Consider the following 25,017-nt stretch of genomic DNA (forward strand, 5'->3'; position numbering starts at 1 on the left):
CCGTGCGACCCGCGCTCCGGTCGCACGGCAAACCGGCCCGCATGCTCACGACGAGGTACTCGTCGAGATGACGGCCGGCGCCGGCGCGACCGGTGCAGCCGGTGCCGCCTGCTGGTCGACCGTGGCCGGCGACAACGCTTGCGCCGGATCGGTCAGCGTCGGCACGTCGGCAGGCGGCGCAGTCGTTGCGGCTGCATCCGGCACCTTCGCGTCCGCTGCGGGCATGTCGGCGGGCGCTGCCGCGACGGCAGGCAGCGCGGCCTCCGGTGCAGGCGCTTCGGCGGCTGCCTGCGGCGCCGGCTCGGCAGCCTTCGCATCGGCAGCCGGCGCCACGGCGACGGTTGCCGCCGGCATCGGTTCGGCAACCGGCTCGCCTGCGGCCTGCACCGGGTCGGTCGCGGCCGGCATCGGCTCCGGTGCGTTGGCGGCGACGGGCTGGGCAGGCTCGGGCATCTTGTCCGCGACGGCCGGCACAGGTTCGGACGCCTTGTCGGCCACTGCCGGCACCGGCTCGGGTGCCTTGTCGGCCACTGCCGGGGCAGGCTCGGGCGCTTTGTCGGCGACCGGCTGCGCGGGCTCCGGCGTCTTCGTCTCGGCGACCGGCGCGACAGGCGCCGGCGAAGCCTTGTCCGCCACGGCCGGTGCGGCGATGACGGCCGCTGCCGGCACGGTGGCCATGACGGCAGCCGGTACGATCGACGCTGCGGGTGCGGTGGCGGCGACGGCAGGCGCGGCAGTCGCCGCGGCAGCCGGAACTGCGGCGGCAACAGCCGGCGCTGCAACTGCCGGAGCGGCGGCGACAGCCGGCGTCGCAATTGCCGGAGCGGTGGCGACAGGCGCCATCGTCGGCACAGGAACCGGCACCGAAACCGGCGCAGCGCGCACCGACGTCGTCTCGATCGGGCGCGTCGGCGCGGACGCCGGCGCGGCCGAGCCGAGCGGCGGCAGGCCCATCCGGTCGCGCACGATCGGATCGCGATACTTGATGTCGTCCGCGACGGTCGCTTCGACGCTGGGCGCCACGTTCGAACGCGCGAGCGGCGCGGTCGTGCCCGGGCACAGATGCCCGGTCGCCTCCACCGCGCGCCGGTTCGCATCGCTCTGGCACAACAGCGCGAGCGCCACGTCGGTCAGGCCCATCGCACGGAATTCGCGCGCATCGAGACGCCGCACGCAGGCCTGGTCGACCAGCGTCGTGCCGCCCGTCGCGCCGAACCCCGGGAACGACACGCCGACGCTCACCGAACCCATGCAGGTATCGGACAGCGTGGTCGTGAGGCCGGGCGCCTGGATCGACGGGTTCGTCTTGATCGTCTGCGTGCCCGAGTAATTGACGTTTTCCGAGGTCTGGGTGTTGTACGGGTTGGTGCCGGGCGCGCCGGACGACTGCAACGAGTTCACGCTCTGCGGCGTCACATTGCCGCCGGCCGTGCTGGCCGGCATCGTCACGTTGACGTTCACGCTCGAATTGCCGCTGCCGCGCACCCCGCTGGAGCTGGTGGCATTCCCCCCACGCGAACTCGTCGTATTCGTGTTCATGCTCGAGCCGCCGCCCTGGCTGATCGCCGTCGACGAGGTCGACGATTGCGCGCTCGACGTCGAATCGGCGGTTTGCGCGTGGGCGCCGATCGTGGTCATCGCGAACATCGCCGCACATGCCACCTTGATCCTGTTGCTGTTCATTTCACTCTCCGGACGAGGTTTGACCTCCCACCCAGGCAACCGTACTAATTCCCCTGAATGCCTTCAGTTTTCGCTGCTCCCCCGAACTGCTTCCAGCCGCTGCCCAGCTGGGACCACGATCCGGCCGACATGCCCTGCCATTGCTGGGCGTCCGGTCCGCCGATGGCGCTGCCCGACGAAAGCGTTTGTTGTTCTGACGGTTTGGTTGTCTGAGAAAGGTTGTTTGACGTCTGCATATTCGATTGCCCACCATCGGCAGCACGGTCAGCGCCATACGCCGTCAGAGACGCGAGCATCAGAGCGGCGGCAATCAGGTTCTGCTTCATGCCAACTCCTTACGTGACAACGATGCGGAAAAGAGACCAGCGTCGCTGGGAAACTGGTCCCCCCACACCTGACTAATGACTGCTCCCGGTCGCGCTCGAGTCACCCTGGCTTCCGCCCGACGCGGACGGCGAACCGGCCGGACCGGTACTCCACACGCTCGACGAGTTGAAGTGATTCGAGCCCGCGATCGCGCCCGACCCGCCACTGCCCGTCCACCCCGCGGCACCCGCGTTGGCAGTGCCGTGATCGTTCGCGCCCGTGGCCGTGTAGTGGTTCGCGCCGAGTACGATCGTGGCGGTCACCCCTCCCGACAGCGCATTCGCGTTCTCGTTCGTGCTGCCGTTTCCGGCGAACGAGCCCGCGGCGCCGATCCCGCCGCCTGCCGCGAACGCGCCCCCGTTCGTGCCCGAACCGCTGGCCGTCGAAGTCGAGTTGTGAAACGCGGACGCCGTGCCGGCGGAGCCGGCGGGTGTCACGGTACTTCCTGCATTCGCGCCGGCCGTCGAGGTCGAATTGCTGGTATAGCTGCCGGAGCCGACCAGCACCGAACCGGAAACACCCGCCGCAACGGACTGCGTCTGGTTGGTCGTGGACGATCCGGCCGCCAACGCAGCGGACGAAATGACGGTGAGCGCTGTCGCTAACATGACTTTGGCTTTCATAGCAATTCCTTGCTGTGAGGAAGTTCGACGGTGGCGGAGCCGGGCCTGCCCTGGCGGGACAAAGCCCGGCATCCGTACCGCCAGCCAATGACGAACGCTACGCGTCGCGGCTTAGTGGTGATACGTCCAGCCGGTCGAGCCCGCGTTCGCGCCGCTGCTGCCGCCTGCTTGTGCGCCGCCGAAGCCGAAGCCGCCGACCGTCGACGTTTGCGTATGGTTCGTGTACGAGATCGAACCGCTGCTGCCGCCACCGGCCGTTGCGCCGGCTGCGCCGAGTGCCGAGCCGGAATCGGTTGCGGTGAAGTGGCCGAACCCGGCGACCCCGGCCATCGTCTGGCCACCGCTCGACGAGTTGCTGCTCGAGATCGTGCCGCTCGCTGCAAACGCTGCACCCGAAACCGCCAGAACTGCTGCTGCAATCAGAAGCTTCTTCATGGTCGACTCCATAACGGCGTGGAGAGAATGAGCATGGAAGATCGCACGCCATCGACCTTCCCGCCTCGAACAATCCTCAAAAAATAAGGATTGCTATCGAATAAAGAAATTATTTCAGGCTCGTAAATTGGCTTTTTATTTTTTTGGCCAGCCGAAGTCTAGTTTTATGTTTATAAGTTGTCCAAAATTTATGAGTAGGTGTTTTCTATCATTTTTATGAACATTGGAATTCACTCCAAACACCATTCATTAAATTTACCGGAATGACGCACACATCTTTCCGGCTCGCGGTTTTCAATACCCCGTCCCAAACGGATACCGGCACCGGCACCCGTTTCCGGAATTGAAAACTGGCGAATGTATCGACTACCGCAAAACGCAGCGCCCGCTCGACACGCGCCCTTCAGCCGGGCGACGACGGACTTGCATTGCAGCCAGACGACATGTCTGCTCCCTGAGCTGACGAAGAAAGGCCTTCCGGATAACCCGGCCGACGCGCGTTCGATCTAGCCCAGCCGGCGCCGGCACTGGCCCGGCGCGATCGAAACGGCTCTACACGGTTGAAGAGGAATCGGCGCGACGCTGTCCGGCACGAACAGCGCGCCCCACCCGGAAACGCCGAATGAAGTCGAGCATCGCTGTCGCCAGGTTGTCGCGCGAAACGACAAGCGCTCCAGCACGCGATGCGCGCGGAGGGCGGGCAATCGGCAAGGCGCCACCGACGACGCTGGCACTGCGTCGCAAGCGCTACCCCCATCGATCCGACTACCCCTATGGTGCGCGAGAAACGCGCGGATCAAGCCACTGCTTATAGTGTTCATCGCCGCTTCCCCGACTGGCTCGTGACGAACTGGCCGCCCCCACATCGTTGTTGCATCGTGTCGACCGCTCGCCGGTGCGTCCACTCTCGCAAACGGCATGCCATGCGATATTCCACTGCGCATTGCGCGGGGCTCGAGGCCGCCAGCCCCGCCCATTTCGCCAGGAACGGCATTTTTCGTTTCACGAATGTATCGCGATAACGATCCCCGCACGGCGGCGATCATTGAACACGACGACGCAATGCCTTGATTTGACGGACGAATCGGGCAAACCGGGGCGCGCCGGACGTCCCCGCCGACGGTTGTTTCAAACTTGAGAGCCGTCTCTCGACGCAGGGCCCGTGGTTCGCGCGTTTCCGCTGACAAACCGCGTGTTGCGGCAGGCCGGCAACCGTCCGTTACCTCGGAGCGAAAGGGGTTCCGGCCGCTCGATGCCCCGCGCCGCCCGGCCGCCGATACGGCCGGAACACGGGTTTCCCCCGAAATACGAAATGAATTTGATTCATCCGTGAAAATAGCCACACGATCGTGCGGGGGAAAAACCTTGCCATCCGGCACGCTGCGGGCGTAACAATTAAAACAAATGTAAACACGAGATCCGGACAAAAAACGCGCCCGTCGCTTTTTCATTTCGATTCGACCAGCCATTTCATGAATCCCCGACGATCGATTCATCGAAGAAACGTTTTCGAGAATTTATCCGGCTTTTCTCATCACTGAAACATGACGACCCAAAACAGCATGCACATCGTCAATCTCGTAAAAACCTGATTGGGCGCGCGTTTCGTCGCATCGAACCGTATCGATCCCACGATCGCCGCGGGTGCTTCCCTGTCCCCACGATTCACGCACGAAACACCGATGCGTGCACCGAACGGTCATGACCCGGCCGCGCCCGCATGCAGCGGGACTTCGCCGTTCATGGCATGCCGGTTGCCCGATGTCCGGCTTTCGACGAGCAGCCCGTCACGGCGCACGAAATACAGGCGGCGGCCCTCTTGAACCGGCATGTCGTGGAAAAGGCGATGAAGGTCGCCACCGGTCGATACTTGCGTCGTTCAAGCATCAACGGGGGTGTCGGCGAAACCGGAGCGCCCGTCGCGACGCTTCGTCGACATCGCCGGAGCGTTCGCATGAAAGCACGCGTCACACGAGCAGCCGGCCATATCGGCAGCCATCCGTTCAAGGCGCTCGCGAAAACCGAACACGAGCCGTGTCGCATACGACGATCGCTCGCCCGGCCATTGCGACGCGGGCCGCGGCGGGCCGCGCGTCGCGGCCGATATCCTCGACCGCAACGCGCCGTCATCGCGACATGACGATCGACGACCGGCCGGCTGCCCGTCAGCCGAGCAGTTCTTTCTTGCGCAGATGCACGACGTCGCGCATCGGCGGCGCGCCGAACAGCCGGCTGTATTCGCGGCTGAACTGCGACGCGCTTTCGTAGCCGACCACGGCCGCCACCGACCCGACGTCGCCGCCCTGCCGCAGCAACAGCCGTCGCGCCTCGTGCAGCCGCAACTGCTTCTGGTACTGCAGCGGGCTCAGCGTCGTCACGTGCTTGAAATGATGGTGCAGCGACGACACGCTCATGTTGACCGCCTGCGCGAGCGACTCGACGCGCATCGGCTCCGCGAAGTGATCGCGGATCCATTCGATCGCACGCGCGATCCGGTGCGTCTGGCTGCCGGCGATCGCCATGTGCCGCAGCCGCGTGCCCTGCCCGCTCGTCATCAGCCGGTACAGCACTTCCTTCTCGATCAGCGGCGCGACGACCGCGATGTCGGCCGGCGTATCGAGCAGCCGCAGCAGCCGCAACGCCGCATCGAGCAGCGGCGGCGTCAGCTCCGCGAGCGCGATCCCTTCGCCTTCCGGGCCCGCGTCGGGCTCGGGCAGCCGCATCTCGGCCGCCAACTCGACGATGCGCTGCGGATCGAGCGTCAGCGACAGGCACAGGTACGGTTCTTCCGCCGACGCACGCGTCACGCGCGAGAGGATCGGCAAGTCGATCGACGTAATCAGGCAATTGTGAGCGTCGTATTCGTACGCGTGGCCGGCCACGATCACGCGCTTCGCGCCCTGCGCGGCGATCACCAGCGCGGCGCGCGACACGCCGCAACCGAGATCGACCGGCCGCGTGTGCCGATGCAGCATCAGGCCCGGCACGGCCGTCGAGTGCGAGCCGTCCGCCGGCGCGAAACGGCCGATCAGCGACGCCAGCTCGCGCCGCCCGGATTCGCGCGACGCCACGATATCGGTCATGTCCATGACGCATCCTCGAATGATTTCCCGTGTCGCGCGAGCATAGCGAAACGGCTCGCGGCGCGCAGGGGATTTGCAGGATTGTTCAATAAATTTGCAGGATTGGGTAGACGCAAAAACCGGCGGCTCGCGCACACTCGCGCTAATCCGGCCTACGCCGGGTTTTCCCCACGGAGACAACCCAAAATGCCTACCTCGTTTGTCCTGAACGGCAAGAACGTCACGCTCGACGCCGATCCGTCGATGCCCGTCCTCTGGGCGATTCGCGAACACGCGGGACTGATCGGCACGAAATTCGGCTGCGGCATGGCGCAGTGCGGCGCGTGCACGGTGCATCTCGAAGGCCAGGCCGTCCGCTCGTGCGTGCTGCCGCTCGCCGGCATCGCGGGCAAGCACGTCACGACGATCGAAGGCCTGCAGAGCAAGCCCGCGCAGGCCGTGCAGGCCGCGTGGGTCAAGCTGCAGGTGCCGCAATGCGGCTATTGCCAGTCCGGCCAGATCATGTCGGCCACCGCCTTGCTCGAACAGAATCCGAAGCCGACCGACGCGGACATCGACGCCGCGATGAACGGCAACCTCTGCCGCTGTGCGACCTACGCCCGCATCCGGGCCGCGATCCACGACGCCGCCGCGACGCTGGGAGCCTGACCATGACGATCGAACTCGACCACACCGATTCGGTGCGCCCGTCGCGCCGCACGTTCCTGAAGGCCGCCGGGGCAGCCGCCGCCGTCAGCCTGACCATCGGCTTCGACTGGGCCGGCCTCGGCCGCCGCGCGCTCGCCGCGACCGCGCCGGCCGGCGATTTCGCGCCGAACGCATTCCTGCGCATCACGCCCGACGGCGCCGTCACGGTGATCGCGAAGCACGTCGAAATGGGCCAGGGCGCGTATACGGGCATCGCGACGATCGTCGCCGAGGAGCTCGACGCCGACTGGTCGAGCGTGCGCGTCGAAAGCGCGCCGGCCGATGCGAAGCGCTATGCGAACCTCGCGTTCGGCACGATGCAGGGCACGGGCGGCAGTTCGGCCATGTCGAACTCGTGGCAGCAACTGCGCGAAGCGGGCGGCAAGGCGCGCGCGATGCTCGTGTCGGCCGCGGCGGCCCGCTGGAAGGTGCCGGCCGCCGAGCTGACCACCGCCGACGGCGTCGTCACGCACGCGAAAAGCGGCAGGACGGCCGCGTACGGCACGCTCGTCGCCGATGCGTCGAAGCTGCCCGTGCCCGACAAGGTCGCGCTGAAGCAGCCGGCCGATTTCAAGCTGATCGGGCACCGGATTCCGCGCGTCGACGCGTCGTCGAAATCGAACGGCACCGCGCACTTCACGCTCGACACGACGTTTCCCGGCATGCGCGTCGCGCTGCTGCAGCGGCCGCCGCGCTTCGGCGCGACGGTGAAATCGTTCGACGCGACGGCCGCGAAGGCCGTGCCGGGCGTCGTATCGGTCGTGCAGGTGCCGGGCGGCGTCGCGGTCGTCGCGACCGGCTTCTGGGCCGCGAAACAGGGCCGCGATGCGCTGAAGATCGAATGGGACGAAACGAAGGCGGAGAAGCGCGGCTCGGACGAGCTGATGCGCGAATACCGGCAACTCGCCGAGAAGCCGGGCACGTCGGCGCGCAAGGACGGCGATGCCGATGCGGCGATCGCCGGCGCGGCGCGCAAGATCGGCGCGACGTACGAATTCCCGTATCTCGCGCATGCGCCGATGGAGCCGCTCGACGCGGTCGTCAAGCTGACGGCGGACAGCTGCGAGATCTGGGCCGGCGACCAGTTCCAGACGGTCGACCAGGGCAACGCGGCCAGGACGGCCGGGCTGAAACCCGAACAGGTGCGGATTCACACGCTGTATGCGGGCGGCAGCTTCGGCCGGCGTGCGAATGCGTGGTCGGACTACGTGGTCGAGGCCGTGTCGATCGCGAAGGCGCTCGGCGCGGACGGCAAGCCCGTCAAGCTGCAATGGACGCGCGAGGACGACATCCAGGGCGGCTTCTACCGGCCGATGTACTTCCACAAGCTCGACGCGGGCCTGACCGCGGACGGCCGGCTGGTGGGCTGGCGCCATCGGATCGTCGGCCAGTCGATCCTCGCCGGCACGCCGTTCGAGGCGTTCATGGTCAAGAACGGCGTCGACGCGACGTCGGTCGAGGGCGCGGCGAACCTGCCCTACGCGGTGCCGAACGTGTCGGTCGAACTCACCACGACCCAGGTCGGCCTGCCGGTGCTGTGGTGGCGCGTGGTCGGCAGCTCGCACACGGCCTATGCGGTCGAGGCATTCATCGACGAAGCCGCGCATGCGGCCGGCAAGGATCCGTATGCGTTCCGCCGCGACCTGCTCGCGAAGGAGCCGCGCATGCGCGCGGTGCTGGACCTGGCCGCGCAGAAGGCCGGCTGGGATCCGGCCAAGCCGCTGCCGAAGGGTCGCGGGCGCGGGATCGCGGTGGCCGAGGCGTTCAAGAGCTATGTCGCGCAGGTGGCCGAGGTATCGGTCGACGCGGACGGCAAGGTGAAGGTCGAGCGCGTGGTGTGCGCGGTCGACTGCGGGATCGCGATCAATCCCGACATCGTCGCCGCGCAGATGGAGGGCGGCATCGGTTTCGGGCTCGGCGCGGCGATGCACAGCGCGATCACGCTGAAGGACGGCCAGGTCGAGCAGCGCAACTTCGACGGCTACCACGTGCTGCGGATGGCGGAGATGCCGAAGGTCGAAGTGCATATCGTGCCGTCGGCGGAAGCGCCGACCGGCGTCGGCGAGCCGGGCGTCGCGCCGGTCGGGCCGGCTGTGGCGAACGCGATCTTCGCGGCGACCGGCAAGCGGCATTACGTGCTGCCGTTCGATTCGGCGGATAGCGCGAAGGCCTGATACGCGGGAACGCCGGCTGCCGGGCGACGCATGCCCGGGGGCCGGCGTTTTTCAATGCATCGCGAGCCCCCCCCGCTTATCCGGGCCAAAGTCCGCATGACATGGAGCGGCCCGGCGTCGCTCACGCTTGGTCGACTTCAGGCCAAAGCCTCGGAAACAGAATTCGTGGCACGCAATTGCGGCACGAGCGCAGTGGCCAGCGGGGTATCGCCGATGGCAAGTAACCGCCGCGAAGAATCGACCCGCTCGGCGGCCTGCTCGAGCTGCGGATCGAGTACGCGATCTTCGGGAAACAACGGTTCGAAGGTAGCGACGGTCGTCATGCTTTCTCGTACGGTTCCATGTAGGGTTCGATGTCGGCAGTTATAGTCACTTATGTCACTGATTTATATTGAATTTTCATTGTCGTATGTAGGGTTCCATGTCGGGTTTCCGGGGCCCGCCGCCCACCTCGGTCGAGCGCGTGGCGCCGGCGTCTCCCTCACGTTACGTCGGACGTAACGCCCGTAACGTCGCGACGCGATGCTACGTAACAATCCTTCAGCGCCGTTCCGCCCCTTTCATCGATCGCCCAGCGGCTTCCCGTTAAAAATTCTTTTAAATTCAAGGCTGCCGCGCCGTCCGCGCCGCGACCGCCCGTTATTACCGTCTGACGATCCGCCCCTGGCCCGGAAGTTGCAGCACAAAGCCCGCAAACACTCCTTTACGGACATGCGAGGGCCACCATGGATTGCAAATACCTGTACATCGACAATATAAAAATCAACTTCGTGCGCCGCACGATCGAAATCGACAACAAGGTCGTGGACGTGACGCCGCGCGAATTCGACGTCGTCGAATTCCTGCTCGACAACATGAACAAGATCGTGCCGCGGCAGGCAATCCAGGAGGCCGTGTGGGGCCGCGAGCTCGGCGTGTCGTCGCGCACGCTCGACACCCATATCTCGCGGATCCGTTCGAAGCTGCAGCTCGAACACGACAAGAATCTGCGGATCATCCCGATCTACGCGGTCGGCTATCGCCTGGTGCTGTTCGGTGCGGCGATGACGCACGTCGAACGTCACGACGCGACGCCGATGCAGCGCACGGCGCCGCAACCGTCGATGGCCGCCGACTACGCTTGACGCGTCATCCGCGCGCCGCTCGATCGCGGCACGCCGGCAACGCTTCCCCCACCGCGCCGCGCGGATTCGCAGCCCCTCGCGACCGGCCGGCCGGACGCGGCCTGCACGCCGCCCGGCCCGCCAGCCGGTCGCACCCCAACCGCCGCCTCCGGGCGGCGGTTGCTTTTGAGCGCCCGCCGCGGCGCCGCCCGCTTCATCGCGCTCCACCGCCGTCCGCCGTCGTTCGTCGCGCTTCGTAGCGCCCCGCTCGCGCCGTCTTCGCGCGACGGTCGCGACTACGGATTCCGGCGCGGCACGCGACCATCGCCGTCCCTACAATCGACGCAGCAGCCGCGCGCCCCTCCGCGCCGCCGGCCCCAGAACAATCCGTCGAACCAACGCCGAATCCGCCCCGATCCCGCCGTGCCTGCGCTGTTCCTGACGAATGCCGACGCCGGCGACGCCGCGAACCGGGCCATGCCCGCCGCTTCCCCGCCGCCCGCCGCCGCGCCGGCCGCGGTCGCGCTCGACGCGTCGCCCTATCTGCCGCGCCTGTCCGCCGCCGCCGCGCGCGGGCTGTCGCATGCGTACTGTGCGACCGGCGCCGTCCCGGTCACGCTCGGCGAGCATGCGTACGAGGTGCGCTGGCGCGTCGACGCCGAGCCGGCCGCCGATGCGCACGCGTACCGGTTCGTCGTCGGCCCGGCGGCCGGCACGCTGTGGATCGACCCGGTCGCGGAAACCGAATGGCTCGGCGATGCAGCCGACCCGGCGGTCCCGGCCGTGATCCGCGCGGCGCTGCTCGCCGACCTGTGCGCGCCGCTCGCGGCGGTGCTGCAGGCCGCGACGCGGCAACGCGTGGAACTGCTGCCGCCGCCGGACGGCGCCCCGGCCTCGCACGCATCGCCGGCCGCGCTGCGGTTCGAGCTGCGGCGCGCCGACGCCGCGTGGCGCTGCCACGGCGCGCTGCTGTTCGACGCGCCGGATGCGCTGGCCGTGTTCTTCGCGGCCGCGCCGGCCGCGCTGGCCGACGCGCGCGCAGCCTACGCAACCCTGCCCGTGCCGCTCGTGTTCGAGATCGGCCGTACCGAGCTGACGACGGCCGAGCTGGCCGATGTCGTCGGCGGCGACATCATCGCGATCGAGCGCTGGCAGGCGCACGAGCAGAACCTGCTGTGCGTCGCGCGTCTGCCGGCCGCGCCGGCGTGGGAGATCACCGGACGGCCGTCGGGCAACCGGCTGACCGTCGAACGAATCAGGGAGATGCCTTTGGAACCGACCCGCACCGACTCGCCGCCGACGACGCACGACGCGCCGGCCGCCGACGCGCCGCGCTCGCTCGACGGCCTCGCCGTCGACCTGCGCTTCGAGCTGCCGCCCACGTCGATGCCGCTCGGCGAGCTGAGCGCGCTGCAGCCGGGCGCCGTGATCGAGCTGCAGCAAGGGATCAACCAGAGCGTGATCCATCTCGTCGCGAACGGGATGCTGATCGGCACCGGCCATCTGATCGCGGTCGGCCAGAAGCTCGGCGTGCGCGTCGTCACGCTGACGCAACCCGCGCCGCGCGAGCGCTGAACGATGGGCAATCTGCCGAATCCGGTCGCGCTGATCGCGGTGATCGCCGCGCTCGGCATCGCGCCGTTCGCGGCGCTGATGGTGACGAGCTACACGAAGCTGGTGGTCGTGCTCGGCCTGCTGCGCTCCGCGCTCGGGATCCAGCAGGTGCCGCCGAACCTCGTGCTGAACGGCATCGCGCTGATCCTGTCGCTGTTCATCATGGCGCCCGTCGGGATGTCGATCCGCGACGCGCTGCAGGCGCGCCACTTCGATGCGTCGGGGCAATTGTCGACCTCGGACATCGGCGCGCTCGCCGATGCGGCGCTGCCGCCGATCAAGGACTTCCTGGTATCGCATACGCGGCAGCGCGACCGCGAATTCTTCGTGCGCACCGCGACGTCGGTCTGGCCGAAGAACCGCGCGGACGGCATCAAGGACGACGACCTGCTCGTGCTGGTGCCGAGCTTCACGCTCGCCGAGCTGACGAAGGCGTTCCAGATCGGCTTCGTGATCTACATCGTGTTCATCGTCGTGGATCTGCTGGTCGCGAACATCCTGCTGGCGCTCGGGATGCAGATGATCTCGCCGACGACGATCTCGGTGCCGTTCAAGCTGCTGCTGTTCGTCGCGCTCGACGGCTGGTCGCTGCTCGTGCACGGGCTCGTGCTGTCGTACCGCGTCGCGGGGGCGGGATGAACGCGCGCCGCCTGCAAACCGCCGCCGCCTGCCTGTGCGCGCTGGCCATGCTCGCGCTCGCGTGCCTGCCGGCGCGCGTCGCGCAGGCGGCCGGCGGCGGCGCCGGTTTCGCGCAACTGGCGCGCGCCTGCGCGCCGAACGTCGATCCCGCGACGCTCGCCGCGCTCGTGCGCACCGAGTCGGGTTTCAATCCGTACGCGATCGGCGTGGTCGGCGGGCACCTGACGCGCCAGCCCACGTCGCTCGACGAGGCGCGCGCGACCGCGCGCGAACTGTCGTCGCGCGGCTTCAGCTACAGCGTGGGCCTCGCGCAGGTGAACGAACGCAATTTCGCGAAATACGGGCTCGACGAAGCGACGATGTTCGAGCCGTGCCGCAACCTGCAGGCCGGCGGCGCGATCCTGACCGAATGCTTCGCGCGCTCGTCGGGCGCCGGCCACGCCACGCAGGCCGCGTTGCGCGCGGCGCTGTCGTGCTACTACAGCGGCAACTTCACGACCGGCTTCTCGAGCGGCTACGTGAGCCGCGTCGTCGCGAGCGCGCAGCGCAATGCGCGCGAAGGCGGCATCGAGCCGATTCCCGTCGTGACCGACACGCCGCCGCCGGCGCGCCAGCGGCGCATGGCCGCGGCCGCCGCGACGCCGCCCGAACGCGCGCGCCGCCTGCCGTCGGCCGCCGCATCCGCAGATGCGCCGTCGTGCCATGCGCGCCCGGTTCTGATGATGTGCCGCGGGCTGCCGGCGAACCAGGCGAAGCGGCTCTGCGTGCGGTGTCTCGATCAGTGACGACCTGCGGCGCTGGCCGCCGTGCGCTGATCGAACGCCGCGCCGTGCGCGCCTCGTAGCACGCGTTGCGCACGCCTCCCGACCGCGCCGCCACGCTACGAAACAGCGGCATGCCAGCCGCGAGGCGTCTCCTTACACTTGAAAGCTGACGGCGCGACGTACCGTGCGCCGGGTGCTCCGCGCATCGCGCGGCTCAACGGAGACGAGCATGCTGTTGATCGACGGACTGGGACTGGGCGTCAACTGGCAGCGCTTCCTGTCGGAAACGCTGAATCCTGTCGTTGCTCCTCCTCCTCCGCCGCCGCCACCGAAACAGGACGATCCGGCAGCCGGCCCGGCGAACCCGGTCACCGCCCCGCCGATTCCCGTCAATGCGTCGTTGGCCACCGACCCGTCGAAGCCGACCAACGCGGAGATCGCCGACGCGACGTCGCTGATGCAGCGCATGGCCGCGCAATACACGGCGCCGCCGCCCGACATCACCGTCGAGAACAAGACGACGCAAGCGGTGCGGCAGGCCATCCAGGACGCGCAGACGAAATACGACGACGCGTCTAAATCGCTGCAGGGCGCGCAGAACGTGCTGCACGTGGTCAACCGCGATCCCGAATCGACGCCGGAGGCCCGCAAGGCCGCGCAGGCCGATTATGCGAAAGCGCGCACGGCGGCCGACACCGCCCAGCGCGAGCTGAACGTGACGACCGACGCCGGCTACACGATCCTGTATCGCGAACAGGCCGACGCCGACAAGCCGTCCGGCATCCAGATCGACGACGACGGCAAGGTGACGAACCCGGGCGACGCGCAGAACGCGGCCAACGACAAGCTCAAGGCGCTGCAGGCCGCGTTTCCCGACCACGCGAACGACCCGAACTGGATACCGAAGCCGGGCGACTGCAAGAACGCGGAGCAGTCGAAGCGCTACGACGACTGGAAAAACGCCGACGCGCAAGCGGCTGCCGGTACCGCGAAATACTTTTCCGATCTGTCGAACGCGTACCTCGCCCGTACGCAGCTCCGATCGTATCTCGTCGATCCCGACTACAAGGCGGCACTCGACGCCGGGATCGGCCGGCTGAACAGGGCGTTGGCGGATCAGGATCTGCAGGTGAACCTGCCGGAGGCGCCCGAATCGCCGGAAGCCGCGCAAAAGGACGTCACGGCCGCGGCAAAATCGGCGAACCTCACGAACGCGGCGCTCGCCGCGGCCAACGACGCCATCGCACTCGCGCAGGCACAGCAGAAATTCGACGTGGTCGCCGGCAAGCAGGGGACGGTGATCGTCGCGCCGAACTCGGCTTCGGACGCGAACGCCGCGCTCAAGCGCGCGCAGACGGCCGCGAACACGAGCGGCGGCTATCTGCAGATGCTGGCCGCGCAGCAACGGGTCGACGGCGCACAGGACGGCTGTGCGCTCGCCCAGCAGGCGTCCGACAAGTGGCACAAGGACAACCCGCGGCCGCCGCATCTGCCGCCCGTCGACGCGAAGGTCGATCTCGATCTCACCGCCGCGTACGCGAAGCTCTACAAGGCGAAACAGCAGGCGAGCATCGCGCACGACGGCTTCGTCGCCGCGTACGGTGCGACGCTCGCACAGCAGTACGACGATCAGGCGTCGAAGATCAGCGCGCAGGTGAAGGCGCAGCAGCCGCTGCTGAAGCCGTTTTTCCAGCAACCGCCGCAACTGACGTCGACCGCCGCACCGCCGGCGCCCTTTTCGTCGCTGTCGACGGCCGCGGGTGCCGCGCCGGGCGCGAGCCCGTCGCTGCCCACGGCCTTCGCGGCGCCCGTACCGACCGGCAGGCATGCCGCATCGTCAGCGCCGATCCTGTCGCTGACCGACCCGTCGCGATCGACGATGCCGCTGCCGGCTGCGGCGAACGGCCCGACGCAGATCGACGCCACACGCCTGCAGGTGGTCGCCGGCGCGCTGAGGATGGCCAGCAACCGGCTGTCGGACGACGTCAATTCGCGTGCAGCCGACGTCGCACTGAGCAACGCGCAGGACGACGTCGATCAGGCAAAGCGTGCACTCGCCGCCAAGCAGAAGCAGTACGACGAATGGGCCGCCGCCAACCCGCCGCCGTTGCGGCTGCGCACGTTGCCGGACGGCGACGTGATGCCGGCGCCGTCGTATCGCCCGAACCCGTACCAATCCGAGCTGAACGACGCGCGGGACGCCGTCACGAAGGCGGAGAACGCCCTTCCGCAACTGCAGTTGCTGCGCGACACGTCGCGCCAGCAGGTTCTGCTCGACCGGTTCGACGCGGGCCTCGAGGAGCGGCTGCGCTATGTCGACGAGAAATCCGACGCGGCCGACGACTACAAGAAGGCGATGCATGACTTCTACGAAGCGCATCGCACCGAAATGTCGAATTCGATGCTCGACGCGGCCAGCCTGAGCACCGGGAACGGCGGCACGATCGCGTTCGGCTCGCTCGGCGAGAATCGGCAGCGCAACCTGATCGGCATCGCGCTCGGGCAACAGCCGGACGTGCCGGCCGATGCTTCGTCGCCATCCGTCTCGGCTGCCGAGGATTCGACTGCGCGCTTCGTCGACAAGGACAAGCTGTCGGTCATCGACGCCGTGCGCGACAAGCTGCTGTCGGTCGGCGGCGGCAAGGACACGCAGATCAGCGTGCTGCCGATGGTGTATGCCGCGAAGGAAACCGGGACGACGACGAGCGCGCTGTTCAAGGTAACGGGCAAGGACGGCAAAACGCACTACATCGACGAATCGGCCGGCAACTACGACAGCATCGACGATTATCTCGACAGCAATCAGCTGTCGTCGGACGGCACCGTCGACATCCTGACCGGCCACGACGAGAACGGCGCGCCGCAGCTCGTGTCGAAGGCCGCGCACAACGACAGTACGTTCGACTCCGTGCTGAATTTCTTCACGGGCACCGGCGTCAACATGGGGATGCTGCTCGGCGGGATGGCGCTCGAGGTGATCGGCACGGCGCTCGACGGCACGGTGATCGGCGCGGCGATCGGCGTGCCGCTGAACATCATCGGCGCGGGGATGACCTACACGGCGATCGGTTCCGCGATGACGAAGGCGGGCCTCGATCTCGCCAACCGTGTCCAGCACGACCAGAGCATCAGCCCATTCGACGCCGGCGCCCGCGCCGACTACATCAATCTCGTGCCGATGGCCGCCGGTGGCGCCGCGAAACTCGCGGGCACGAAGCTGTTCGAGCGCGCGGTCACGACGAAGGTCGCGTCGGTCATCGCCAAGGGTGCGGAACGGACGGCGTTCGCGACCGGTGTCGCCGGCGCCGGCGAGGCGTTCGTCGAATCCGGCGTCGACCTGTGGCAAGGCAATACGAAGGCGGCCGGCGAAGCGTTCGAATCCGGCGTCATCAATACCGCGCTGATGAGCGCGGGGGCGGCGAAGCAACGCGCGGTCACGGGCATCCGCACCCGCACCGGACGACCGATCGCCGCGCACACGACGGATGGCAACGTCGTCAAGATCGACGACCGGACGATCGGGCAAATCCTGAACAAGGACGGCGCCGCGTCGCTGTCGGCCGACCGCACACGTGCGACGCTCGACGGCGAGGCCGTGAAGGTCGCACCCGACGGCGTACTGATGTTCGGCGACAAAGTGCTGACCTACGAAGACCAGCCGATCCGCGTGCTCGACAAGACGTCGGCCAAGCGGTTGCCGCCCGGCAAGTCGGTGGTGCTCGGCCAGGACGGCACGCTGTCCGTCGTGTCGGCTTCACCGAAGGCCTGGACTCACGGCACGCGGGTCGACAGCGTCACGGACACCGGCGAACGCCTGACGTTCGGCCCGGACGGCGCCATCGGCACGACGTCGAACATCGTCGCGAAATCGCGGCTCGACAGGCTGGACGAGGTCATCGATCAGGGCAAGGACCTGCACCGCCAGTTGCGCGACGCCGCGGCAAGGGAGGCACGCCGCGTCCAGCAGGCCGCCGCCGAAGGTGAAAGCGCGAATGCGGCCCACGATGCCCACAGTACGCAGCGCACGAGCGAGGCGCGCGCGCAGGCCGACCGGCAGCACGACGACATCGACGCGGACCGCACGACGGCCACCCGTGGCGCCGCTGCACGCGCCGCCGAGAGCGACGAACCGGCCGGCGCCGGCACGCGCACGAAGCCGGACGGCACGCCGCCGCGCGTCGATGTACGGGTCGTCGACCTGACGGACGCAGCGCCCGCCACGCGGCCGGCGACGTCCGACCCGGCCGGCATCGCGGTGCCGCGCGGGCCGAGCGTCGAGCCGATGCAGGTCGGCGAGCGCACGGTCTATCTCGTGCGAAATGGCGCGAGCCGCGATCCGGGCACGCCCGCCCCGAGTCCGCAGGCACTCGACGAGCCCGTGATCGTCGTCGCCGGCGAGCACGACGCGGCACTTGCGCCCGAGCTGGCGAACCGCTGGCAGAAACCCGTCTATGCGGCCGCGCCCGACGCATTCGGCGCCGATGGCCAGTTGCGCGCCGATGCGCGGGTGCTGCGTTTCGACCCGGAACCGGAAGCGGTGGCGATGGAAAACGGCCCTTCCGGAGCCGCCGTGACTGAAGAAGCATCGCCGGCGCCGTCGCGCCCCGCGGCGCCCGACGAAACGCTGATCGTGCTCGCGGGCAAGCGCGGCCCGAACGAGCCGGCGATGCCGCGCGCGGTCGCCACGCCCGAACCCGTCACCGCGCACGACGGCATATTCAGCGCGCCGAACCGCGTGCTCGTGGTGGTCAAACCGGACCACCCCGCCGTTGCCGAAGCAGCGGCCCGACCCGCAGCGGAGCGCGGGACGTCCGCCGCATCCCGCGGCGACGAGACGAGCGCCGAAGCCACCGGCGGCAAGACCGCCCGCACGCATGCCGGTGACGAACGCCCGCCCGTGCCGACCGACGATCCGGCCCGCGCCGCGCCCGCGGAAACGCCCGGCACCGCGACACCCGATTACGCCACCCCGCATCCCGGCTGGATCACGCGGATGCAGATGCGGCTGGGCGGCGCGCCGCTGCCGGAAGCCGTACAGGCGCTTGCGATGCAGTCGGGCACGCTCGCGACGCAGTTGCGCATGCTGCAGGACGCCGGCTGGCGCGTGACGATCGGCAAACGCGGCCGCGGCAGCCACGTCGATACGCGCAAGCGCCGCGTGACGATCGACGGCGGCCTCCGCGATGCCGGCAGCATCACGTACGTGCTCGCGCGCGAATCGCGCAAGGCCGTCGAAGCGATGGCCGGCGTGCTGGACCACGACTCCGGGCAGCGCGGCGGCTTCACGCGCAAGGCGCTCGAGGCCGAGGCGCGCGCGCAGATCAGCGCGTTCGAGGCCCGCTACGAAATCAGGCTGGCCAGCGGCACCGACATTGCCGCGCACCTCGCTCACCCGGACGCAATCGCGCGCGAAGGCGCGAACTGGCGCGGGCGGTCGCACGACTACGCAGGCACGGTCGACCGACTGGCGAGCACGCTGGGCGACGTGCACACGTCGGGGGCGGACGGCGCGACCTATCGCGCGTTCTACAACGACGCGTGGTCGCGCCAGAAGGGGCGCGGCGGCATGCCGCGCCGGATGCCCGCGCCGCGGATGGACGAAACCGGCACCGCATCGCGCGGCGTCGCCCGCTTCGATGCGCGCGTCGCCTGGAGTCGCGCGCATGCCGAAATCGCGTCGCCGTACCGCGCGGGCGAGCGCCCCGATGCCGCCGAGCTGGCCGCCGCGCGCACGCGTCATTTCACGATCGACCCCGGGCGCCGCGTGGTCGTGCTGCACGCCGACACGCGCGCGGACGGCACTCTGCTCGTCGACGGCCGGCCGGTCAGCGCGCACGAATACCTGCTCGAGATGGCGCCGCCGTTCGTGGTGCAGGAAGGCTATGCGATCGTGCTCGCCGCGAAGCACGACGGCGCCGCGCATGCGGCGCGGCTCGCGAACCTGTGGCAACGGCCCGTGTATGCCGCGCCCGCGGAAGCGGTTGGCGCGCACGGCGCGCTGCTCGATACCGGCACGTTCCATCGCCTCGATCCGGCGCCTGCCGCGCCGCACGATCTCGGCCCGCTGAACGCCGACCCGCTCGGCGTCTATGCGCACGGCGACCGCAACGCGCGTGTCGACGTCGCGCACGAAGCCGGCGAACTGCTCGGCGCCGGCGGCGAAAAAACCGTATTCGCGCTCGGCGACGACGCCGCGCTCGGTATCTACGATCGCCACGCCCACACGGAATCCGGTCACGTGCGTGCGGCGGTCGACGAACGGCTCGCACTCGACGATCTGCGTTCGTACGGACTACAGACGGTCACGATGAGCGGCCCGTTCTCGGTGCTCGGCCGCGTCGGCGTACTGTATCGCCCGCTCGGCGTCCTGCATACGCACACGATGGCCGCGACCGGCGCGCTGCCGAGCGTCGTCACGCGGGCCGCACTGGAACACATCCGGAAGATTCGCGCGGTCGTCGAACGCGAACGCCTCGCGTTCGACCTTCAGGGCATCTTTACGCGCAACGGCGACTTCCTGCTGAGCGATCCCGGCCCGGTCTCGCGCGACCCGATCGAACACCTGCGCACGCTCGAGAAACTCACCGAACTCGAACGGCTGCTCACGCACGGCCTCGAACAAGGCGACATCGCGATCGCGCGCCCGGTCATCGCCGACACGCTGCCGCCCGACGCGTTCGTTCAGAAGCCGTCCATCATCACGCGGATCCGGATGCGGTTCGGCGGCGCGCCGCTGTCGAAGGAAGCGCTCGCGCTCGTCGACCGCTCGACGCTGCTGAGCGGACAGCTCGCTCAGGCGCAGGCCGCCGGCTGGAAGGTCGTGGTCGGCCGGCCCGGGCGCGGCAGCCGGATCGATACGGACCGGCAGCGCATCGTGCTCGACGGCCGGATGCGCCACACCGGTACGCTCGTGTACGCGCTCGCGCACGAAGCGCAGCATGCGGTCGATGCGATCGCCGGACGCCTGCTGCTCGACGGCGCACCCGGCGACACGCTGGTCGATCGTGCGCTGATGGCCGAAGCGCGTGCGCAAGCGAACGCGTTCGCGGTACGCCGTGCACTCATCGACGACATGGGCATCGACATCTCGAAGGATGTCCTCCTGCCCGACGCGATCGCGCGCGAAGCCGACCGCGTGATGCCCGGCGACGAAGCCGGCCTGCGCCGGCTCGCGGACGCGTTCGGCGACGCCGAGCCGTCGGTGCCCGGCTACGCGACCTACCGCGACTACTACGCGAGCCAGATCGCGCACATGCAGGCCGGCGGCGTGCCGCGCGAAATGGCCGCGCCAGCCTCGCCGGCGCCTCGGCCGGCACGCGGGCTCGCCGCCCGTAAGGCCGCCAAGCGCGAACAGCGCGCGCTCGATCTGCTCGCGTCGCACGGCAAGCGCGACCTGTTGCGCGTCGACGGCGACCAGCTCGACAGCATCGACGCGATGAAGGCAGCATTCGGCACCGACGCGCACGTGCTGATCGCGCTGCGCACCGACCGCCCCGCCGACCGGCGCGACGCGATCCATCCGCAGCCCGAATTCATCGCGAGCTTCCGGACCAACGCACAGGGCAAGTTCGTCGACAAGAACGCGGCATCGGCCGATATCGATCCGCACCTGTTGCAGGACGCGTTTCTCTCACTGAAGGACAAAGGCGCCGCGAGCCGCGGGAATTACGATTACTACGTGTCGCCCGTCACGCTCGCCGAGTTGCACAAGTTTGGCGGCGCCGCGCGCGTCGACGCGTATTTCGGCGAACGCCGCGCATGGGATGTCGAGCCGTCGGACACGGGCGTCGACGCGGAGGTCGTCGCAAACGTGCACGAGCTCGACAGCGCGCCGCGCTTCATGCGGCCGAAACCGGCGGCGCGACACGATCCCGGTGCGGGGGCGACGGTCTATGCGGTCGAACGCAAGACCGGCAAGGTGCTCGGCTACGCGACGCGCGATGGCGCAGGAAAATGGACGTACGTCGAAAAGACGTCGCTCGGCGATGCCACGATCGAATCGCGCGAGCTCGCCGCCGCGTTCCGGCGCCGCTGCTGGGCGTTGCCCGACGGTCGCCGCGGCGTGCAGTTCGTCGTCGCGAAGGTCGCGCACGACGTCGTCGAAAGCTATGGCGGCTTCGCGCCGGCCAAGATGCGCCGCCCGATCGGCAAGCCGAAGGCGCCGCTGTCGAAGCCGGACGTGTCCGTGCAGCGCGCGCTCGGGAACATGCATCCGTCGCTGCGGCGCCAGAACCGCGCGGCAGCCGAGGCGGACCTGCCCGACATCCTCCCGACGACGGCGGACGGCGCGCTCGACTTCAACGCGCACCACGCCGACGAGCTGAAACGCGCGCTCGAGATGGGCAAGATTCCCGACGGGCACTACGTGTACGTGTACGACCACGAAGGCACGGTCACCGATGTGCTGACCGGGTCGCTGACCGGCCTCATCGCGGTCGAGAACGGCACGGTGCGCTGGTACGACGACGTCGGCCAGTTCCGCGACCCGGACAATCCCGGCCTGCCGCTGGAGCGGGCGACGATCGGCCGCGGGCCGTATGGCGGCAATCAGCATTTCCTGCTTTCCAGGCTCGCCCCCGACGTATTCGAGCCGCGCGCGGCCGCGCTCAAGGCGGCCGCGCTGCAAGCCGCGCAGCCGGCCGCAGCGGCGGCGCCCCCGCCCGCCGCGAGCCAACGCGGCACCGGCACGCAAGCGGGCAAACGCGGCAAGGCCGGCCGAAAAGGTCGCAAAGGCAAGCAGGCCGCGCGCGGCACCCAGCGAACGCAGCCGGCCGCCGCCGCGCCGGCCACGCCGCCCGCCGCGCCGCCCCCGAAACCGATCGCGCTCAAGCCGTTCCAGCCTGCGTACGTATCGGGCGCGATCGTCGAATCGGTCACGCGCTACGGCAACGCGAAGATCGCCGATTTCGCGTCGACGCTCGAGCGCCTCACCGAATGGGGCAAGCGCGACGTGGGGCGCAAGGAAGGCAACGGCCTCACGTTCACCGACGCGCCGAAGGCCATCCTCGCCGATGCCGTACTGGCGAAGAAGATCTTCGGGACGCTGCACATGTGGCGCGAGGCATCGAGCCTGCACCCGCACGGCGCTTTCACCCGCGTCCCCGCCCGGCACAACCTGTTCATGCGGGGCGCGCACTGGATCGGCGCGGCGCGCAGCACGGACAGAAAGCTGATCAGGCAATACGTGAAGCTGGCCACGCAGGCCAAGCTGACCGATCTCGCCGACCGCTTCGTCCCGATGTCGCGCTCGTTCTCGCTGCGCGACGATCCCGAGCAGATGAAGCGCTACATCAAGCGGTATGGCGGCGCGCTGCCGGCCGTCGCGCTGCAGGTCGACCCGTATTCGCTCGCCGCCGCGATGGGCGCGCTGCAGGATCCGGGGTTCATCCAGCGCGCCAAACGCTTCGGCGATCCGTCCGGCGCGCGCTACGACGACGATACGGCGACGCTCACGCGCACGGACGCCAACGGCACGCAGCACACGCTCGAACTCGACGATCTCGCCCACTTGCACAAGTGGCTCACGGCGGCCTCGGAATACGGCTTCCTGCTGCGCATCGAAGCCGCACCGTCGCGGCCCCGCGTGTCGCTGGAAGACGGCCATGCGATGGCCGGCACGAACAACGGCTACGCGGAAATGCGGCGCATCGGCGAGGCGCTCGAAACATGGGCGGCGCAGAACGGCGGCAAGCCGTCGCCGCTCGTGCTGCTGACCTTCCACGGTTCGGACGCCGTGCTCGAGCCGGTGCCGGGCGAAGGCCACGTCGCGTTGCTCGACGCGATCCTGAGCCGCAAGCAGCTCGACTGGGTGCATGTCGGCCTGTCATGGGGCACGCACGGCGACGACTTCATCGCGAATGCGGACCTGACACGCGCGCTGGCGGCGAAGATCGCCGACTACGGAAAAAACGCCCCTGAAAAATTCGCGAGACTGCATGGCGGCGATGCGCTGACGCGTGTGTTCGAACCGGTCGGCATGCAGGATTTCGCGAACCAGCAGCGATTCCTGTTCTCGGAAATCGAGCGCATCGCGAAAAAGACGCACAAGATGTCCGACGCCGAGATCGTGGCATTACGCGACGCGCTGTACGAAGGCAACACGTCGACACTGCTGAATCAGGCTCGCCGGGCGACGAACGAGACGTCACAAGCGCAATGGAACAGCAAGGCGCCCCACAACCGGCTCGCCAGGCTCGCCCACGAGGCCGGCAGGAAATGGCTCGACAGCCATGGCGGCGGCGTGGCCGGGCGACCGTCGCTCGCATCGGTATCGGCGGCCGACAGCCGCGTGTACTGGAACGACGTCACCGGCCAGAAAGCGCTGCAGTACGACGCGTCGCTGCCGATCGGCGACGCTCGCAAGGCCATCGCGCAGCCCGATATGCCGAGCGCCACGATGGACGAGGCCAGCGCACGGATCAACGCGCTGCGCGTGCACCGATTGTCGAAAGCCCGCTCGGACCTGCGGAACGCATGGCTCGCGGGCGGGGCCGTCGTCGGCCTGTCGACCGGAATCGGCCTCGGGTTCCATCAGCTCGATACGACCGGGCTGGGCAATGCGTCGTCGTCGCTTCTGCTGGTGTCGCGCGTCGGACGCGTGTTCCAGGTCATGCACCAAGGTGCCATCCGCAGCCTGCAGTCGGGCGACCCGAGGGCGGCGGTGGCAGCCATCACGAGCCTCGGCGCGACGCTCGAGCGCCAGTTCAACTCCACGACGCACGACTACGGTCCGCATCGACTCGCTCAACTGAAGTCCGCGGTACGCCATGCGCAGGCGAAGGCGGCGCAATACGTCGAGCAATACCAGCAGGGGACGATGAGCTTCGACGACGCGAAGACGAACATCACCGCGCTCGCCGAGGACGTGCTCACGCAAATGCAGGGGTTCGTCGGCGGCACGTCGCTGCAGCAACTGCACGCGGGCAATCCACGCAGCGGGCTGGGCATCACGGCGCGCGCGGGCATGACGGTCGCGTCGGTTGCGACGGTCGCGACCGGCATCCTCAAGACCTTCTATCCCACGCACCCGCTCACGGGTTTCGACGTCACGCTGGGCTGGACGGCCATTGCCAGCGGCGTGATCGGCACAGCCTACGCCGGTACGTCGCTCCTGATGGTGTCGCGACGCGTGAACGCGGACAAACGCAGCCGCGTCGTGCGCCTGCTCGATTCGGCGGGCGACTTCGCGTCGGTCGCGCTCGGCGGACTCTCCACCGTGTCCCAATGGCAGCAGGGCGAGCACAGTGTCGCCATCGCGACCGGCACCATGACCTCGTTGCTACTCGCCGGCCGGCTCAATACGCACTTCCCGAACGCGACGCCTTTCGTCAAGCGGATCCCGACTGCGGTGGTCATGATCCCGGTCGCCGCATTCGGCTACAAGTTCGCGGTCGGCATCGCGCCCGTGATCGGCGGGTTCTTCGACTGGCTTTTCGGCGGCGGATCATCGCAGTCGAACGTCGCGCCGGGCGCATCGTCGAGTGCTTCGCCGAGTGCGTCCCCGAGCGCGTCGCCATCGCCGTCGCCGAGCGCCACGCCGAGCGCCACGCCGTCCCAGCCGCAACCGTCGCCGCCTGGCACGCCGTCGAACCCGCCTTCGCCGTCGAACGCCGCGCAGCCCTATATCGTCGTCGACGGCGATTCGCTGTGGGTGATCGCGGACCGGCATCGCCAGTCGCTGCTCGACGCCGCGCACGTGTCGCGTGCCGATCAGCAGGCGATGACGCGCGGCGAGCAGGATGCGCGTGCGCTGAACGAGATCCTGCAGCTCAATCCGTCGGCCGCGCGCGATCCCGCGCACCTGCCGATCGGCACGCCGCTGGTGGTCGGATGAGGGTCGGCCCGCC

13 protein-coding genes are annotated in these 25,017 nt (G+C 68.8%); 7 read left to right on the forward strand and 6 right to left on the reverse strand.

The features are described from left to right. Positions 1–45: 45 nt before the first annotated feature. The 5 genes from WS54_RS09095 to WS54_RS09125 form a co-directional block, all read right to left on the reverse strand. Positions 46–1,683 carry a hypothetical protein gene (locus WS54_RS09095; protein WP_059780622.1) on the reverse strand — a complete coding sequence of 546 codons (1,638 nt, stop codon included), beginning with the start codon at positions 1,681–1,683 and terminating at the stop codon, positions 46–48. A gap of 44 nt (positions 1,684–1,727) precedes the next feature. Further along, on the reverse strand, positions 1,728–2,009 hold the full coding sequence (locus tag WS54_RS09100; protein ID WP_034204447.1) for a hypothetical protein: 282 nt from the start codon (positions 2,007–2,009) through the stop codon (positions 1,728–1,730). A gap of 72 nt (positions 2,010–2,081) precedes the next feature. Beyond that, a complete protein-coding gene (locus WS54_RS09105) occupies positions 2,082–2,672 on the reverse strand; it encodes a hypothetical protein (protein WP_034204446.1) in 591 nt (196 codons plus the stop codon). A gap of 111 nt (positions 2,673–2,783) precedes the next feature. Continuing rightward, positions 2,784–3,107, reverse strand: a complete 324-nt coding sequence (locus WS54_RS09110) for a hypothetical protein (RefSeq protein ID WP_034204445.1) — start codon at positions 3,105–3,107, stop codon at positions 2,784–2,786. Between the two features lie 2,165 nt (positions 3,108–5,272). Beyond that, the gene (locus tag WS54_RS09125; RefSeq protein ID WP_034204444.1) at positions 5,273–6,196 is read right to left on the reverse strand and encodes an AraC family transcriptional regulator; all 924 of its coding nucleotides are present in this window, start codon (positions 6,194–6,196) and stop codon (positions 5,273–5,275) included. Between the two features lie 180 nt (positions 6,197–6,376). Here WS54_RS09125 and WS54_RS09130 point away from each other — a divergent pair, with 180 nt between their 5' ends. Then, the gene (locus WS54_RS09130; protein WP_034204443.1) at positions 6,377–6,838 is read left to right on the forward strand and encodes a (2Fe-2S)-binding protein; all 462 of its coding nucleotides are present in this window, start codon (positions 6,377–6,379) and stop codon (positions 6,836–6,838) included. Between the two features lie 2 nt (positions 6,839–6,840). Beyond that, positions 6,841–9,051 carry a xanthine dehydrogenase family protein molybdopterin-binding subunit gene (locus WS54_RS09135; RefSeq protein ID WP_059780623.1) on the forward strand — a complete coding sequence of 737 codons (2,211 nt, stop codon included), beginning with the start codon at positions 6,841–6,843 and terminating at the stop codon, positions 9,049–9,051. Positions 9,052–9,188: 137 nt separating this feature from the next. On the opposite strand, the gene WS54_RS09140 is transcribed toward WS54_RS09135, so the two are convergent. Continuing rightward, positions 9,189–9,374, reverse strand: coding sequence for a hypothetical protein (locus WS54_RS09140; RefSeq protein ID WP_059780624.1), 186 nt, complete (start codon positions 9,372–9,374; stop codon positions 9,189–9,191). A 402-nt stretch (positions 9,375–9,776) separates the two neighbouring features. Here WS54_RS09140 and WS54_RS09145 point away from each other — a divergent pair, with 402 nt between their 5' ends. The 5 genes from WS54_RS09145 (at position 9,777) to WS54_RS09165 (ending at position 25,004) form a co-directional block, all read left to right on the forward strand. Beyond that, positions 9,777–10,175, forward strand: a complete 399-nt coding sequence (locus WS54_RS09145) for a winged helix-turn-helix domain-containing protein (protein ID WP_059780625.1) — start codon at positions 9,777–9,779, stop codon at positions 10,173–10,175. A 402-nt stretch (positions 10,176–10,577) separates the two neighbouring features. Continuing rightward, positions 10,578–11,729: a type III secretion system cytoplasmic ring protein SctQ gene (gene sctQ / locus WS54_RS09150; protein WP_059780626.1), complete on the forward strand. Its 1,152-nt coding sequence runs from the start codon at positions 10,578–10,580 to the stop codon at positions 11,727–11,729. 3 nt (positions 11,730–11,732) lie between these two features. Next, entirely contained in the window at positions 11,733–12,407 is a 675-nt protein-coding gene (gene sctR / locus WS54_RS09155) for a type III secretion system export apparatus subunit SctR (RefSeq protein ID WP_006480865.1), read from the forward strand. Beyond that, on the forward strand, positions 12,404–13,192 hold the full coding sequence (locus WS54_RS09160) for a lytic transglycosylase domain-containing protein (RefSeq protein ID WP_059780627.1): 789 nt from the start codon (positions 12,404–12,406) through the stop codon (positions 13,190–13,192). Before sctR ends, WS54_RS09160 begins: the two co-directional genes overlap by 4 nt. Before the next feature lie 208 nt (positions 13,193–13,400). Further along, on the forward strand, positions 13,401–25,004 hold the full coding sequence (locus WS54_RS09165; RefSeq protein WP_059780628.1) for an LWXIA domain-containing protein: 11,604 nt from the start codon (positions 13,401–13,403) through the stop codon (positions 25,002–25,004). The last annotated feature ends 13 nt before the right edge of the window (positions 25,005–25,017 follow it).

The sequence above is a fragment of the Burkholderia sp. NRF60-BP8 genome (genome assembly GCF_001522585.2).
GTDB lineage: Bacteria > Pseudomonadota > Gammaproteobacteria > Burkholderiales > Burkholderiaceae > Burkholderia.

Bases quoted from the DNA above. Each gene is read 5' to 3' on its own strand.
- WS54_RS09165 (WP_059780628.1), top strand. From the start codon at position 13,401: ATGCTGTTGATCGACGGACTGGGACTGGGCGTCAACTGGCAGCGCTTC.
- WS54_RS09125 (WP_034204444.1), bottom strand. From the start codon at position 6,196: ATGGACATGACCGATATCGTGGCGTCGCGCGAATCCGGGCGGCGCGAG.
- WS54_RS09140 (WP_059780624.1), bottom strand. From the start codon at position 9,374: ATGACGACCGTCGCTACCTTCGAACCGTTGTTTCCCGAAGATCGCGTA.
- sctR (WP_006480865.1), top strand. From the start codon at position 11,733: ATGGGCAATCTGCCGAATCCGGTCGCGCTGATCGCGGTGATCGCCGCG.
- WS54_RS09160 (WP_059780627.1), top strand. From the start codon at position 12,404: ATGAACGCGCGCCGCCTGCAAACCGCCGCCGCCTGCCTGTGCGCGCTG.
- WS54_RS09105 (WP_034204446.1), bottom strand. From the start codon at position 2,672: ATGAAAGCCAAAGTCATGTTAGCGACAGCGCTCACCGTCATTTCGTCC.
- WS54_RS09135 (WP_059780623.1), top strand. From the start codon at position 6,841: ATGACGATCGAACTCGACCACACCGATTCGGTGCGCCCGTCGCGCCGC.
- WS54_RS09130 (WP_034204443.1), top strand. From the start codon at position 6,377: ATGCCTACCTCGTTTGTCCTGAACGGCAAGAACGTCACGCTCGACGCC.
- WS54_RS09100 (WP_034204447.1), bottom strand. From the start codon at position 2,009: ATGAAGCAGAACCTGATTGCCGCCGCTCTGATGCTCGCGTCTCTGACG.
- WS54_RS09110 (WP_034204445.1), bottom strand. From the start codon at position 3,107: ATGAAGAAGCTTCTGATTGCAGCAGCAGTTCTGGCGGTTTCGGGTGCA.
- WS54_RS09095 (WP_059780622.1), bottom strand. From the start codon at position 1,683: ATGAACAGCAACAGGATCAAGGTGGCATGTGCGGCGATGTTCGCGATG.
- WS54_RS09145 (WP_059780625.1), top strand. From the start codon at position 9,777: ATGGATTGCAAATACCTGTACATCGACAATATAAAAATCAACTTCGTG.